The organism is Mycobacterium sp. E740, from assembly GCF_001672895.1.
Lineage (GTDB): Bacteria > Actinomycetota > Actinomycetes > Mycobacteriales > Mycobacteriaceae > Mycobacterium.
Genome location: NZ_LZKP01000037.1, coordinates 62,542 through 76,909, shown reverse-complemented (window position 1 = coordinate 76,909; position 14,368 = coordinate 62,542). Strand labels below are relative to the sequence as shown.

Annotated in this window: 14 protein-coding genes; 5 read left to right on the top strand and 9 right to left on the bottom strand. The window is 66.7% G+C overall.

The genetic code is table 11. From position 1 onward, the window contains the following. Positions 1-80 precede the first annotated feature (80 nt). The 4 genes from A5663_RS03945 to A5663_RS03930 are packed head-to-tail and all read right to left on the bottom strand — an operon-like array spanning position 81 to position 5,162. A complete protein-coding gene (locus A5663_RS03945) occupies positions 81-1,250 on the bottom strand; it encodes a thiolase (protein ID WP_068144090.1) in 1,170 nt (389 codons plus the stop codon). Between the two features lie 10 nt (positions 1,251-1,260). Continuing rightward, positions 1,261-2,436 (bottom strand): OB-fold domain-containing protein, encoded by a 1,176-nt coding sequence (locus A5663_RS03940; RefSeq protein ID WP_068144088.1) that lies wholly within the window; start codon positions 2,434-2,436, stop codon positions 1,261-1,263. Positions 2,437-2,464: 28 nt separating this feature from the next. Continuing rightward, positions 2,465-3,673, bottom strand: coding sequence for a CaiB/BaiF CoA-transferase family protein (locus A5663_RS03935; RefSeq protein ID WP_068144087.1), 1,209 nt, complete (start codon positions 3,671-3,673; stop codon positions 2,465-2,467). A 4-nt stretch (positions 3,674-3,677) separates the two neighbouring features. After that, a complete protein-coding gene (locus A5663_RS03930; protein ID WP_068144118.1) occupies positions 3,678-5,162 on the bottom strand; it encodes an aldehyde dehydrogenase family protein in 1,485 nt (494 codons plus the stop codon). Between the two features lie 313 nt (positions 5,163-5,475). Between A5663_RS03930 and A5663_RS03925 the strand changes: the two genes are divergently transcribed. The 5 genes from A5663_RS03925 (at position 5,476) to A5663_RS03905 (ending at position 9,198) form a co-directional block, all read left to right on the top strand. Continuing rightward, positions 5,476-6,174, top strand: a complete 699-nt coding sequence (locus A5663_RS03925; protein WP_068144085.1) for an SDR family NAD(P)-dependent oxidoreductase — start codon at positions 5,476-5,478, stop codon at positions 6,172-6,174. A gap of 34 nt (positions 6,175-6,208) precedes the next feature. Further along, entirely contained in the window at positions 6,209-7,069 is an 861-nt protein-coding gene (locus A5663_RS03920; protein ID WP_068144083.1) for a mycofactocin-coupled SDR family oxidoreductase, read from the top strand. Between the two features lie 19 nt (positions 7,070-7,088). Then, complete coding sequence (locus tag A5663_RS03915; RefSeq protein ID WP_068144082.1) at positions 7,089-7,280, top strand: ferredoxin; 192 nt, start codon at positions 7,089-7,091, stop codon at positions 7,278-7,280. A gap of 50 nt (positions 7,281-7,330) precedes the next feature. After that, positions 7,331-8,692, top strand: coding sequence for a cytochrome P450 (locus tag A5663_RS03910; protein ID WP_068144079.1), 1,362 nt, complete (start codon positions 7,331-7,333; stop codon positions 8,690-8,692). 65 nt (positions 8,693-8,757) lie between these two features. Continuing rightward, positions 8,758-9,198 (top strand): hypothetical protein, encoded by a 441-nt coding sequence (locus tag A5663_RS03905; protein WP_068144077.1) that lies wholly within the window; start codon positions 8,758-8,760, stop codon positions 9,196-9,198. Positions 9,199-9,207: 9 nt separating this feature from the next. Here the strand turns inward: A5663_RS03905 and A5663_RS03900 are convergent, their stop codons facing one another. From A5663_RS03900 to A5663_RS03880, 5 genes are all read right to left on the bottom strand, one after another. Continuing rightward, positions 9,208-10,416, bottom strand: coding sequence for a DUF1214 domain-containing protein (locus tag A5663_RS03900; RefSeq protein WP_068144116.1), 1,209 nt, complete (start codon positions 10,414-10,416; stop codon positions 9,208-9,210). An 8-nt stretch (positions 10,417-10,424) separates the two neighbouring features. Continuing rightward, positions 10,425-11,153 carry a sugar phosphate isomerase/epimerase gene (locus A5663_RS03895; RefSeq protein WP_068144114.1) on the bottom strand — a complete coding sequence of 243 codons (729 nt, stop codon included), beginning with the start codon at positions 11,151-11,153 and terminating at the stop codon, positions 10,425-10,427. A gap of 40 nt (positions 11,154-11,193) precedes the next feature. After that, on the bottom strand, positions 11,194-12,363 hold the full coding sequence (locus A5663_RS03890; protein WP_068144075.1) for a sulfotransferase: 1,170 nt from the start codon (positions 12,361-12,363) through the stop codon (positions 11,194-11,196). Beyond that, on the bottom strand, positions 12,360-13,487 hold the full coding sequence (locus A5663_RS03885) for an LLM class flavin-dependent oxidoreductase (protein WP_068144073.1): 1,128 nt from the start codon (positions 13,485-13,487) through the stop codon (positions 12,360-12,362). Before A5663_RS03885 ends, A5663_RS03890 begins: the two co-directional genes overlap by 4 nt. Positions 13,488-13,587: 100 nt before the next feature. Beyond that, the gene (locus A5663_RS03880; protein ID WP_068144070.1) at positions 13,588-14,364 is read right to left on the bottom strand and encodes an SDR family oxidoreductase; all 777 of its coding nucleotides are present in this window, start codon (positions 14,362-14,364) and stop codon (positions 13,588-13,590) included. Positions 14,365-14,368 lie beyond the last annotated feature (4 nt).

Sequence of the window (14,368 nt, the reverse complement as noted above, 5' to 3'; positions counted from 1 at the left end):
CGAACAACGCACCAACCGCCTGCATCGGCCCAGCCAGATTCCGCAACGGCGGCAACCCCGCAGACCAGCGCTCCGGCCCACTACCCCGCGCCATTGCCGTCTCCTTCCAGGATGGTCACCGCCGCCACCGCGGTGGGCCCGCCAATGTTATGGGCAAGGCCGATCCGGGCGCCGTCGACCTGGTTCACGGCTTCTCCACGTAGTTGTGCGAACAGCTCGACGCACTGCGCGACACCGGTCGCGCCGGGCGGATGCCCTTTGGCCTTCAGCCCCCCGCTCGGGTTCACAGGCAAACTCCCGCCCACAGTCGTCACTTCCGCTTCGACGAGTTTGTGGCCCCCGAACCTCTCGGCGAATCCCAGATCTTCATAGCTGATCAGTTCGATGCCCGTGAAGAAATCGTGAACTTCAGCCACATGAACATCGCCAGGAACAAGACTGGCCATCTCAAAAGCCTGCTTGGCGGCCCGCACCGTCGCGGGCATCGTCGTCATGTCCGCTTTGTGTTGGTGCATAACGGAGTCCAGACCGAGCCCCACTCCCCGGATCCACACCGGTCGATTCGTGAAACGGTCGACGACGTCTTCTGCGGCGAGCACGAGGGCGGCCGCGCCGTCACTCTGCGGTGCGCAGTCGTAGAGGCGGAACGGCGTGACGACGACCGGCGCTTCCATCGCCTGTTCCATCGTGATCTCGAACCGCAGGCGCGCCTTGGGGTTGTTCACCCCGTGGCGGTGATTCTTGACCGCCACCATCGCAAGATGCTCAGCGGTCGTGGGCGACTCGTGCATGTAACGCCGGACGTGCAGTGCGAAGCCGGCGGGTGAGACGACCCCAAGAGGATAGTCCCACGCCATGTCGCGTGCCATCGCCTCCCACTCCCACAACATGTCGCGAGAAGTGGTGTCGCGCAACTTGTCTGCACCCATCACGAGCGCGACGTCGAATGCGCCGGAGGCAACTGCGAACAGCGCGTTGCGAATCGCGTCATTGCCTGTGGCACAGGAGTTCTCGACACGGGTCACCGGCAGGTTCGGTAGTCCGAGCGTGTCGGCAAGGATGCCGGCCGGGAAACCGTCGGCGGTACCCATCGCACCGAACCAGGCGGCCTGCAGATCGGACTTCTTCAGGCCCTTGTCGACGCTGGCCGCACACTCGGCGAAAGCCATCGGCAGAAGATCCTTGAGCCCGAGAGCGAAATGCTCCCCGAACGCCGTCATTCCGGCGCCGACGACAGCGACTCTCCTCATGCGTCGGCCCTCATGCCGCCACCATTTCCGGCTCGAACATGTACCCGTAGTCAGGCACCCCGGAGCGCACGGCGACGCGGCGCAGCGCCAACCGTCCGCGCGTGCCGATGTCGACGCTCCCGGGAGCGGCTCCGGTCACCTTCACCAGCGCGCGCACGCCCACGCCGTCGAGCTCGACGATCACCAGCGAGTAGGGCGAACGCAGGCCCGGTACCGGTATGTGCACGGTCGTCTCGGTGTACACGATTCCGGTGCGCGGCAACGGAACAAGCTCGTAGCCGGTGGACAGCGTGCCGTTGTCGGACAACCGGTAGCGCGGTGGGAAATCGAGGTCGTCCGATCCGGTGAACCTGCCGGCCTCCCAGCGGACTTTGGCCTCGAACGCCCGCTCATAGGCGGCCAGCGAGATCGGGATCTCGGCGTCGCCGACGACGGTGCCCTCGGGCTGGGGCCGCGCCGCCGGTTCGCGCCGGTGCAGCTCGGCCACACCGCCGATGACCGTCAGCCCCGACAGGCTGGCTTGTTCCACGGCGACGAGCGGACCCGTCGAATTCCGTTCGGACATACCGGCCAACGCGAACAAGCTGGCGCTCGCGCCGGTGGTCGGCAATGCGGGCGGATCACCGATCGTCAGCTCTGCCGCCCATGCATGGTCGACACCCGCGACCGCGGCGGGCGTGTCGAGCCAGGCGGCCTCCAACGAGGCGAGCAGCCCCCGCTGGTGCAGGAGCCGGGGATCGCCGTAGTCGTGTACGTCGCCGGTCGCCTTGCGGGTGCGCACCGGAAGGCTGCGCGCGACGCGGGCCGCCGTGCGCACCTGCAGCCCGCGCTCGGCGGTCAGGATCGCGGCCGCCCCTGCCGGGTCGAGGTCGGTGCCGATGATCAGCGTGCGCGGTCTGGCCGAGCTGACCGCGTCGAGCGTCGCGGGCGCACCGCCGAGTCGCTCGTCGACCTCGAGTTCGGGGTCGAGACCGAGCCCCGCGAGCAGCACGGCCGCATTGCTGCTGTCCAGCAACGGCAGGTCGCGGCTGACCAGCACGACGCGCTCGACGGCTCCACTGGCGATGAGCGCCGCCCGGCCGGCCTCCACGGCCAGTGTGATTGCGTCCTCGTCGTCGCCGGGCACGCGGCGCTGGGGCGAGCCCCAGCACGGCAGATACGTGCCGATCGACGCGACAAAGGGCATACGAACCTTCCTCTGAATTCCTCGGACCTTAAGTGACTGCGCCGGCTGTCTTGAGCTCGATGATGCGGTCCCAATCCAACCCAAGCTCCAGCAAAATTTCGTCAGTTTGCTCAGCGAAGCCTGGTGCGGGCCCCGACTGTGGCGCGGTGACATCGAACTGCACGGGGTTGGCAACCAATTCGAGCTCGCCGGCCTGCACCAGATACTCGTTCGCCCGGATCTGCGCGTCCTCTGCGGCTTGCAGGGTGTCCTGCACGGGCGCCCACGGCCCGAGCAGCGTCGCGAACCGCTCACTCCATTCGGCCAGCGGCCGCTTCGACATCGCCTGCTTGAGAATCTGGGAGGCCGCCTCGGTGTTCTCCGCGATCGACTCGGCGGTCGCGAACCGCGGGTCGTCGGCGAGGTCGTCGAGGTCCATGTGCTTGCAGACGTCGGCCCAGAACTTGGTGGGCTGCATCATCACAAACGAGATGTAGCGGTCGTCGGCGGTCGGATAGAGGCCGACGAGCGGGTTTATCGGCGAGCCGTGCACGCCCGGCGGGAAGGCCTCCATGCGCTGGCCGAGGTGCTTGGTCAGCGCCACGGTGTGCCCGAGTGACCACAGCCCGCTGCCCAGCAGCGAGACGTCGACCACCGACGGCTCACCGGTGCGCTCGCGCTTCAGCAGCGCCGCGGCGATCCCGCCGGCCAGGTTCGTACCGGAGATGGTGTCGCCGTAAGCCGGGCCCGGGGGCCCCACCATGCCGGGCGTGCCGGGCGGCGTGATGGTGGCGGCGGTGCCGGCCCGGCACCAGAACGCGGTCATGTCGTAGCCGCCCTTGACGGACTCTTCGCCGCGCGGGCCCAGCGCGCTGCCGCGTGCGTAGATGATCTTGGGGTTCACCGCGCGGATGTCGTCGACGTCGATCCCGAACTTCTGCCGGTGCCCGGGCAGGAAGCTGGTGAGGAAGACGTCTGCGTTCTTCGCCAGCTCCAGCAGGATCTCGCGGCCCTCCGGTATCGACATGTCCAGGCCGATGCTGCGCTTGCCTCGGTTGGCGTGCTCGATGTTCGGGTTGGGATCGCCTTCGACCCGCAGCAGGCCGGTCTGCCGCAGTCCGCGTTGCGGATCGCCGGTGACGGCGTGCTCGACCTTGACGACGTCGGCGCCCCATTCCCGCAGCACCGCGCCCGCCGAGGGGACGAACCCGTACATCGCGACTTCGAGGACGCGGATGCCGTCCAATGGCCTGCTCATCTGCTCAACCCACCACCGTCGCGAACGTCTTGGACTCCAGGAACTCTTCGAGCCCCGCGGTGCCCATCTCCCGGCCGATGCCGGACTGCTTGTATCCGCCGAACGGACTGTCGGGACTGAAGTAGTTGCCGCCGTTGATCGAGAAGGTGCCGGTGCGGATCCGGCGCGCGAGCGCCAGTGCGCGGTCCTGGCTTCCGAACACGGCACCCGACAGCCCGTAGATCGAGTTGTTCGCAATGCGCACCGCATCGTCGTCGTCGTCATAGGTGATGACGACGAGAACCGGGCCGAAGACCTCCTCCTGCGCGATCTCGCTGTCGGGGTCGACGCCGGTCAACAATGTCGGCGTATAGAAGTAGCCGGGGTCGACCTTTTGGCCGCCGGTCACCAGCGTCGCGCCGGCCGCCACCGCGCGCTGCACCATGTCGTCGACCTTGTCGCGCTGCTTCTCGCTGATCAGTGGCCCCATGTAGGTGGACGGGTCAGCTGGATCTCCGTAGCGCACCAGGCCGAAGTTGTTCTTGAGCAGTTCGACGATCTCGTCGTGGTGCGAACGCGGCACCAGCAGCCGCGACGTCAGCGCGCAGCCCTGGCCGGCATGCGTGACCATGCTGAACGCGCTGAACAGTGCGGCGGTGTTGAAGTCGGCGTCGTCGAGCACGATGGCGGCCGACTTGCCGCCGAGTTCGAGGAAGACCTTCTTGAGGGTCTCGCTGGCGGCGGCCATGATCCGGCGGCCGGTCGGCGTCGAGCCGGTGAATGTGACCATGTCGACGTCCGGGCTGGTGGTCAGCGCGGCGCCGACCTCGGGGTCGGCCCCGCTGAGCACGTTGACGACGCCGGCGGGGATGTCGGTGTGGTTGGCGATCAGCTCACCGAGCGCCAGGGTGATCAGCGGCGTGTCCGGCGCGGACTTGAGGATCACCGTGCAACCGGCGGCCAGTGCGGGTGCCAGCTTCGCCAGCGCCAACTGGTTCGGGTAGTTGTAGGCGATGATCGCGGCCACCACTCCCGCGGCTTCCTTCTCCACCCAACGGTGATGCTGCATGCCCCGGCTCTCGATGTTGCCGAGGTCCTCGGTCAGCGGATAACTCTTCAGCAGGCCGGCGTAGTAGCGCACGATCTCGATGGGTTGGTCGAGCTGCGCGCCCTGACAGAGCGCCTCGGTGGCACCGACTTCGGCGATCGTCAGTGCGGCGAGTTCGTCGCGGTGGTCGACCAGCGCCCGGTGGAACTGCTCGAGGCAGCGGATTCGCAGTTCGGTGTTCGTCGACCAGTCGGTCTCGTCGAACGCGCGGCGCGCCGCGGCGACGGCGGCTTGGGCGTCAGCGACCGAGGCGTCGGGCGCATACCCGAGCACGTCACCGGTGGCCGGGTTGACGGAGGGAAACGTCCGGTCGGTCTCGAGCAGTCGGCCGTCGATCAGCAGCCGCCGCTCCAGGGAGTCTGGAGCCGCCTCGTCACTCGAGATGGTGGTCGCTTCCTGCATCATCCTCCTCGGCAATCACTATGGGGTGGGCCAGTGCTTGACCAGTGCTGGCAGATGTGATGGAAACTTCATTCTCATCACCGGCGAATCATACATTCGCCTGAAGAGAACTCAAGAGAATGTCCGGAATCGTCACTGCCTGCGGATAACGGTGCGACAATCAGCCCTCCGGCGTCTCACCAGTGCGAATCGCCGGGGCTGGCTGTCTTGCGGAGTTACAAGAGCCGAGAGTACGGTTCTCATAATCGAAAGGACCGTTCTTTGATGGCGTCGCGCAGGTGAGGAGCAAGATGACCGGGCCACGGGCGGAGTCATGAAGAACGCCGTCGTCACCGGAGGTGGATCCGGCATCGGACAGGCCGTGGCGCGCCGGTTGCGTGCCGACGGCATGCACGTGGCCGTCATCGACATCAACCCGTCGGATGAAGAGTTCGCGTTCACGGCCGACGTGACCGACCGGGGTCAGGTGGCCGCCGCACTAGACGCGATCCGCGCGCAACTCGGCCCGGTGACGGTCCTGGTGAATGCCGCGGGCATGGAGAAGTTCAAGCGCTTCACCGATCTCGAGTTCGCCGACTGGCAGCGGGTGATCGACGTCAACCTGAACGGGGTGTTCCACTGCATCCAGGCCGTGCTGCCCGACATGCTCGAGGCCGGTTGGGGACGCATCGTCAACATCTCGTCGTCGAGCACACACTCCGGGCAGCCGTACATGTCGTCGTACGTGGCGGCCAAGTCGGCGGTAAACGGGCTCACCAAGTCGCTGGCGCTCGAGTACGGCCCGGCCGGCATCACCGTCAACGCCGTACCGCCGGGTTTCATCGACACCCCGATGCTGCGCAAGTCCGAGGAACGCGGCTACCTGGTGGTGCAGCAGAACATCGACACCACGCCGGTGCGCCGGATCGGCAGACCCGAGGACATCGCGGCCGCGTGCGCATTCCTGGTCTCCGAGGAAGCCGGTTACATCACCGGTCAGATCCTCGGCGTCAACGGCGGCCGGAACACGTAGCGAAGTAATCGCCAGTTACAGGAAAGGAACTCGAGTGGGACGCGTACAGGGAAAGGTCGCATTCGTCACCGGTGCGGCGCGCGGGCAGGGACGCAGTCACGCCGTACGGCTGGCGGAGGAGGGGGCCGACATCATCGCGGTCGACCTCTGCGAGAACATCGACACCATCGGCTATCCGATGGCCACGCCGGAGGATCTCGAGGAGACTGCGGCGTTCATCGAAAAGACCGGCCGGCGGGTGGTCACCGCCAAGGCCGACGTACGCGAGGCTTCTCAGCTGAAGGCCGCGCTCGAAGACGGCATCGCGCAACTCGGCGGCCTGGACATCGTCGTCGCGCAGGCCGGTGTCGCGGGGATGAAAGGCCAACCGCCGCTGCAGGCGTGGATCGACGTCATCAACACCAACCTGATCGGGACGATCAACGCGATCCAGGTGTCGCTGCTGCACCTCAAGGAGGGCGCGTCGATCATCGCGACCGGATCCACCGCGGCGCTGATGGACACCCACCAGAAGAACGACCCCGGCAACGACCCCGGCGGCATGGCCTACGTGCACTCAAAGCGCGCGCTGTCGGCGTACGTGCACGATCTCGCCACCGAACTGGCGCCGCGCGGGATCCGCGCCAACGTCGTGCACCCGACCAACTGCAACACCAACATGCTGCAGAGCGAGCCGATGTACCGCTCCTTCCGGCCCGACCTGGAAAAGCCGGAGCTCAAGGACGCCGAGCCCGTGTTCTACGTGCAGCAGGCGATGAAGGTGCCCTGGATCGAGCCGGAGGACATCAGCAACGCGGTGCTGTGGCTGGCCTCCGACGAAGCGCGCTTCGTCACCGGCGCCCAGCTGCGCGTCGACGCCGGCGGCTACCTGAAGTGGTACGACTACCACAACTAAGCGCAAAGGAGTTGTGACAGTGAAGGTTTCAGTAGACGGATCACGCTGCCAGGGGCACACCCTGTGCGCCATGATCGCTCCCGACTCGTTCGTGCTCGACGATGTCGACGGCCATGCATCGCCGGTGAACGAGGTGGTGCCCGCCGACCAGGAGGACGTGGTCCGGGAGGCGGCGCAGTCGTGTCCGGAACAGGCCATCGTCATCGAATGACCCGCCTTTGAAGCGCGAAGGCCGCCGAGGAAGCAAATAGGAGACACGCCGTGACAGTCGACGATGTCGCGACCGACGACGACCGCAAGAAGAACAGGTACCACTTCGACCGGCACACACCGGAATACCGGCTGCAGTTCGAGAAGATCACCGAGGAGATGCAGTCCCGGTGCCCGATGGCCTGGACGGACACCTACGCCGGGCACTGGGTCGCAGCCGACAGCAAGCACGTGTTCGAACTGGCCCGCTGCCCCGCGGTGTCCAATCATCACGACATCACCGGCGAGACACCGTTTCAGGGCATCACGATCCCGAAGGCCAGCCGTGCCACCGTGGTTCGCGGCGGCATCCTGGAGATGGACGAGCCCGAGCACAGCGCTTACCGGGGCGCGTTGAACCCGTACCTGTCTCCCGCGGCGATCAAACGCTGGGAGCCGTTCGTCGACGAGATCACCCGGGCCGCGCTCGATGAGCACATCGAGTCGGGCCGCATCGACTTCGTCGAGCACCTGGCCAACGTCGTACCCGCGGTGTTCACGCTGGCGATGATGGGCATCGATCTGAAGAAGTGGAACGTCTACAGCGAGCCCACCCACGCCTCGGTGTACACGCCTGAACACTCCCCCGAGCGGGAGAAGATCAACGAGCAGCACCGCGAAATGGGCATCGACATCATCAACAACATGATGGAGATCCGGGAGAATCCGCGTCCCGGGCTGGTGAATGCGCTGGTGCAGTTGCGGGTCGACGGCGAACCCGCGCCCGACATGGAGATTCTCGGCAACCTCGGCCTGATCATCGGCGGCGGTTTCGACACCACCACCGCGCTGACCGCGCACGCACTCGAATGGCTCGGCGAGCACCCCGACGAACGCGAACGGCTGAGTCGTGAGCGCGACAAGCTGCTGCATCCGGCCACCGAGGAGTTCCTGCGGTTCTTCACCCCGGCGCCGGGCGACGGCCGGACCTTCGCCGAGGACGTCGAGGTGGAGGGCCACCAGTTCAAGCAGTATGAGCGGCTCTGGCTGTCCTGGGCGATGGCCAACCGCGATCCGTCGGTGTTCGACCAGCCCAATGAGGTCATCCTCGACCGGAAGGGCAACCGGCACTTCAGCTTCGGCATCGGTGTGCACCGGTGCGTGGGCTCCAATGTGGCGCGCACCGTCTTCAAGTCGATGCTGACCGCCGTGCTGGACCGCATGCCCGACTACGTGTGTGATCCCGAAGGCACGGTTCACTACGACACGATCGGCGTGATCCAGGGCATGCGCAATCTGCCCGCCACGTTCACGCCGAGCAAGCCGCTCGGTCCGGGCCTCGACGAGACGTTGGAGAAGCTGCAGCGCATCTGCCACGAACAGGAACTCGCCCGGCCGATCACCGAGCGCAAGGAAGCCGCCGTCATTTACTGATCGGTGGAGGTGACCGCCCGTTAGGCTGGTTCGATGAGCAGCGGCACAGAAGTGGAAGGACCGCGATGAAGCGCATCAAGTTCGGGCCTGTTGTCGCCGCGCTCATGCTGGCCGTCGCCATCCTCACACCGTCGCAGGCCAACGCCACGATGATCTGGGGCAACTACGACCTGCAGACCAACCGGTACGACCGGGCGTCCTGGTTCTGGTTCATCCACCCCTGCTATCCAGACAAGCAGCCCGACTGCGCGTATATCAGCGCCACGCCTCGCCTCAAGTTCTACGCGTACTACGAGGGGCAGGCCCAGCTGGTCAACGGGCGCTACACCATGACCACGGATGTGCCCGACGGCCTGCGTTGCCCGGGGCAGGTCCTGCCCACCCATGAGACCTACTCGTGGGACGAGGCGTCGCTCGTCGGCACCATCGAGTCGCGTTACGACGTCGGCTGTTTCAACGGGCCGCCCGGCACGCAGTTCTGGACGTTCAAACTGCAACGGCTCTAGACCCGTTAGTCACGAGCTGTAGCGCTGCCGAATCCCGTTGAAGCGATCCCACATCATCGCGGTGCGTTCGGCCGGGGTCACCGTGGCAGTGTCGACAGGTAGTGCGCCGGTCAGATCGGTTCGCTTGACCAGCCGCGTGCTCAGCGCCACCGGCTCGCCTTCGAGCATGTGCCGGTAGGTCACGTTGCCCCGTTCGAAACCTTGAGTGTCCATCCAGTTGCGCAGGCCGGGGTCGTCGTGGCACAGCACCAGCCGGATCCTGCCGTCCGAGTCGACGGCGGTGCGACTCGGCGTGTAGCTCACCGGCCGGTACAGGTAGTCCATGCTGGTGAAGAACGCACCCATATTGGTCAGCATCCACAGCCCGTCGTGCGCGTGGAATTCGATGATCAGCGCCTCGTCGGGGGCGAGACGCCAGTGCATGTTCACCGCCGCGCGGCCGCGCTTCTCGTCCGCGCCCGTCGACGTGAAGTCGGGAAACATGTTGGGGCGGTCGGCGTCCACACCGCCGTGAGTGAAGGGGTACTCGGGCCAGTCGGTCATCATCCCCGTCAGGAAGTCGCCGGCCCAGCCGATGGCCTCGACCATGTCCGCCGCAGTGGGCAGCGGTTTCGGCGATTCCATGTCGACGCGTTCTATGCGCAACCGGGCCGGCTTCTCGTCCCACCGGTCGAAACCCTGACGGATGAACAACTTTCGCGAACCCGCCGTGGTGGGCAGCCAGTTGCGGTCCCGATCAGCACCGCCGACGTACGCCTCGAAGCTGCCGTCGGGCGCGGTTTGCAGCTGGGCACCGGTGAGGTTCGCCTCGGGAACGTCGCCGAAGGGTTCATGCAAGACGCCCGGCCCGTCCCGGCGTGGTCCTTGGACCGTGATGTTGAAGAACCGGGCCGTGCCGCGATCGCCGGTGATGCGGTACGTCGACCCCCCATCGATCCAGGCCTGCTGATAGAGGAAGTCCGCACAGTCGCCGCCGAGCTTGCGGGTGGGATGACAGAACGTGTGGATCATCGGGTAGCGCGTATCGCGGGTCTCCAGCGCCAGGTCGAAAGCCTGGCCCAGATTTTGTGTGAGGAAACGGAACCCGTCGACGCGCTGAACTTCCGTCGCGGGATTGGGGTCCTTGAAGACCTGCTCCCCCGCCGCCTTCAACCGGTCGCAGAAGGTGTCCCACGCCGTCTTGAGCACGGCGTCTTCGGAGCCCTCTCCGAAACCCATCGCCACTCCTAACGGTCGAGTCGTTCCAGCATCGTCGATACCACCGTGCAGCCGCGGCGGGCCGCTTGCAGCCGACCCTCGCGCTCGACGCGCGGGCCGATCAGTTCCAGGTCGAAGTGATGCGGATATCCCGACGCGAGCGCCGCTTCGACGAAGGGCTCGATGGGAATGGCGCCGTCGCCGGGCACCGCGCGCGCCGGCAGCGCGCGATCGCCGAGCACGTAGTCACTCAGCTGGATGACCTGCGTCCGCGGCAGTGCCCGCTCGAGCAACGCGCGCAGCCCCGCCTCGGCCCAGCAGTGGAAGAGGTCGATACAGATGTCGAGCCCGGTCATCTCGGCCAGCGTGATCGTGTCGCGCAGGCTGTGGGCGATATGCATGTCGGCGTAGAGACTCGACGCGTTCTCGATCGCCAGCGCCACGCCGGCCTGCCTCGCCACGTCCTTGCACGGGGCCACCGCGTCTCCGAAGCGCTGCGCGGCGTCGTCCCACGTGAGATCACCGCGGCCGCCAGTCAACATGTAGACCACCCGCGCGCCCACGCCGGCCGCCGCGTCGATGACCGACATCAGCGAATCCCGCGACGAGAACAGGTGATACACGGTCTCGACCGTGTAGTCCCCTTGACTGATCATCGTCCGCAGGTCCGGCTCGAAGAGTTGCGTGTCGATGAGGCTGAGCCGCCGGACGCCGAGCGCCCGCCAGTGTGACTCCATCTCGCGTACCGACGAGCCCATGAACGTCACGCTGTGCACAGAGATCCGATCGTCGGTCACCTCAGCCCCGCTTCTCGATCTCGACGCCGAAACGCTCCCGGAAGGCCCGGAATTCGTCGTGCAGAGCATCGAGATCCTCACCGATATCGGTCAGCAGCGACGTCGAATACCGGAACTTGCCGTGCCTGTCACCCGGGTTGGCGGTCAGATACGCGCGCATCGCGGTCTCCGCCTCGGAGTTCAGCGCTCGGCCGGCGAATTCGTAATAGCGGCGCACGGTGTCGACCTGGTCGGCGACGAAATCGCTGTACCGCACGTGCAGTATCCGCGGATCGTCCACCAGCGGATGGCTCATCGTGTTGGCGATGCTCTCGCGGGTCAGCTGCAGGTGCATCTTGGCGGCGGCGTGCAGGTCGACCGGCCCGGCGATGCCCTCGAGAATGTCAGCCATCATCATCGTGCGCGAGGCGGCGACCTGCACCGGGTCGCGGTGCAACCACATCAGCGTCGCGTCGGGATACGCTTCGAAGAACTCCGTCAGCCGGAAGCCGTGAAACCCCTTGAGCACCCAGCGTTTCCGCGGCCGACCGTACTGCAGGTGCTGCAGCATCGCCCGGTGGATGCGGTACTGCGCAGCCGCATCGGTGGGCAGTCCGCCGACGACGCTCTGCATCGGCACGCGCCACCACGCCGTGGGCGTCAGCACCCTGAAGTCGAACGCCCACGTCCGTTCGTCCTCGGGCAGGCCGTCGCCCAGCATGTCGTTGTAGGGGTGGCTGTGCAACCACTTCGGCAGCGTCGCGTTGATCTCGCGCCAGTCGGCCTCGGCCCGCGCGCGTCGCGGATCGGCACCGTCGACGGTGCCGGGCGGAGGCGAGGGGTACATCACCTCCCAGAATCGCAGCGCCCGGGACGCGGGGTCGACGGACATCAGCGCATGCATCAGCGTGGTGCCCGAGCGCGGTTCCCCGGTGACGAACATCGGCCGCTCGATGACCTCCTCGGCGAGCGGATAGCGGCGCCGGTCTTCGAAGAACTCCAGCCGCGAGGTCAGCAGCCAGTGGCACACCTCGGCCGCGCGCCGCTGACCATCGGCGTCCATGCCGACGGCGTTGAGGTGGTCCACCACCAGCGAAAAGCGTTCGGGCAGTGTGGGATCGCCGTAGTCGTCAAGTCCAGTGTCATGCTCGGCGCGGGCAAGCAGGTCCGCCGCGACCAGGTCTGCGGTCACTGGACGTCTCCGCACAGTTTCACCAGCTCGTCCTCGACGTCGCGCACGTTCTGCGCCGACTGCGCGGTGTACCGCAGGCCCGCCATGGCGCCGTAGTCCATGATCTTCGGCACTCGCAGTCCCGCGTCGACATACTCCTTGATGACGCGGGCGAGCCGCTTGGGTGTGCCGTGCGGCACCATCGCCAAGACCATCTCAGGTTCGACCCGGTCGAGGAAGTCGACGATGCGCTCGCGGGTGAGCACCGCTGGGTCGATGTCCTGGTATCCGCGCCAGTTCTCCCCCATCGGGTGCTCGAAACCCGCCGTGCGCAGCACCTCGGCGGACACCTGCAGCAGGAACGACTTCACCAGGGGCGCGTCGAGGATCTCGGCGATCGCGGCGTCGTCACGACCGACCAGGCACACCTGGATGAAGCACGGTGTGATCGCCGCCGGATCGCGGTCGGCCTTCTCAGCGGAAAGCCGCACCGTCGCAAGCTTTTCCGCGTAGTCCTCCGGTGACCAGGCCCCCGTCGGCCACCACCCGTCCGCGTACCGGCCGACGATGTCGAGAGTGCGCGGACCGCTGCCGCCGATCCAGATGCGCGGCGGCCGGCCGTCGTACGGTTCGGTGTCCAATCGCGCGTGCTGCAGTCGGTAGAACCGGCCCTCGAAGTCGACGGGCCCGTCGCTGTCCCACAGCAGGCGGATGACGCGCAGCGCCTCCTCGAACCGGCTGACCGGCCGACTGAAATCGAAACCGTACGGCACCGTGTTCTCGGTCTCGCCGCTGCCCAGGCCCAGGATGAAGCGGCCCTGCGCGAGATGGTCGATGGTCAGCGCGCTCTGCGCCAGCAGCGACGGGTGACGTCGCACCGTGTCGACGACGCTCGTCACCAACGGCACGTTCTTCGTCAGCACCGCGGCGGCGGCGGCCACCGCCATCGCGTCGAGGTGACGGTGCGGCGACGGTGAAACCGTTGCGAGGTCGGTGAACTCAGGTGTCCAGATGGAGTCCGGCCAGAAGCTGACCATGTGGTCGGGCAGCCAGATCGAGTGGTAGCGGCCGCTGTCGAGCGTTTGCAGGGTAGACAGGTCCAGCGGCAGTGTGGTGCGCAGGTACGCAGCGGGCTGAACCTTCATATGGCTGCACAACTCGGCTCGAGTGTCGCGTTAGCGCACGCTTCCTCGCGAAAGTCGTCGATCAACCCGACACTCGCGGGGCTTCTGGTCGGGCGGTACCTCATAGCCGTCCCAGCTCGCCCAGGAACGTCTGTGTGTGCGCGATGCGGCCGGTCAGCGTCTTCGGATCCCCGGTGCACATCAGATAAGCGGTCTCGGTGATCAGCGAGATGTCCTCGGTGTCGGTCTTGGCCAGATCGAGCGCACCGGCGCCCTCGGTGGCGACAGGGTTGGTCGGCGCGGCGGCGTTGACCGCGATGCCGTCGTCGTACAGTTCGGCCGCAAGGCTTTTCGTCAGCCGGTTCAGGGCAGCCTTCGCCGTGCCGTAGATGCCGAAGCCCGCGCTGCGATCGAACTCGGCGAACGGAGGCCCGTCGGGAAGGTCACCGCCGACGGATGTCACGTTGAGCACCCACCCGCGGCCGCGCTCCCGCATGGCGGGGATAGCCAGCTGCGTCAGATGCAGCGGAGCCATCACATGCATCTCTATCATGAGGCGGACTCGCCGCTCGGGGAACTCGTCGAGCGGGCGCAGGAACGTCACCGCCGCGTTGTTGACCAGGATGTCGGGTGCCCCGACTGTCTGCACCACCTCAGCGAAGAGGCGCTCGCGCTCGTCGCTCTGCGACAGGTCGGCGGCCACCGCGACCGCAGAACCACCCGCGGCCTCGATGTCCTCCAATGTCTGACGCAGCGAGCCTTGGTATTTCGGATCCGGATCGAGCGTGCGCGCTGTCAGCGCGACGGTCGCACCCGCTGCGGCCAGCCGCTTGGCGATGGCCTTGCCGAGTCCTCGGCTGGTTCCGGTGACCAGGGCGACCTTGCCGTCACACGTCATCGTT

Excerpts from the sequence above, each read along its gene's own strand:
- A5663_RS03945 (WP_068144090.1), bottom strand. The coding sequence starts at position 1,250 with ATGAGGAGAGTCGCTGTCGTCGGCGCCGGAATGACGGCGTTCGGGGAG.
- A5663_RS03940 (WP_068144088.1), bottom strand. The coding sequence starts at position 2,436 with ATGCCCTTTGTCGCGTCGATCGGCACGTATCTGCCGTGCTGGGGCTCG.
- A5663_RS03935 (WP_068144087.1), bottom strand. The coding sequence starts at position 3,673 with ATGAGCAGGCCATTGGACGGCATCCGCGTCCTCGAAGTCGCGATGTAC.
- A5663_RS03930 (WP_068144118.1), bottom strand. The coding sequence starts at position 5,162 with ATGCAGGAAGCGACCACCATCTCGAGTGACGAGGCGGCTCCAGACTCC.
- A5663_RS03925 (WP_068144085.1), top strand. The coding sequence starts at position 5,476 with ATGAAGAACGCCGTCGTCACCGGAGGTGGATCCGGCATCGGACAGGCC.
- A5663_RS03905 (WP_068144077.1), top strand. The coding sequence starts at position 8,758 with ATGAAGCGCATCAAGTTCGGGCCTGTTGTCGCCGCGCTCATGCTGGCC.
- A5663_RS03900 (WP_068144116.1), bottom strand. The coding sequence starts at position 10,416 with ATGGGTTTCGGAGAGGGCTCCGAAGACGCCGTGCTCAAGACGGCGTGG.
- A5663_RS03895 (WP_068144114.1), bottom strand. The coding sequence starts at position 11,153 with ATGGGCTCGTCGGTACGCGAGATGGAGTCACACTGGCGGGCGCTCGGC.
- A5663_RS03885 (WP_068144073.1), bottom strand. The coding sequence starts at position 13,487 with ATGAAGGTTCAGCCCGCTGCGTACCTGCGCACCACACTGCCGCTGGAC.
- A5663_RS03880 (WP_068144070.1), bottom strand. The coding sequence starts at position 14,364 with ATGACGTGTGACGGCAAGGTCGCCCTGGTCACCGGAACCAGCCGAGGA.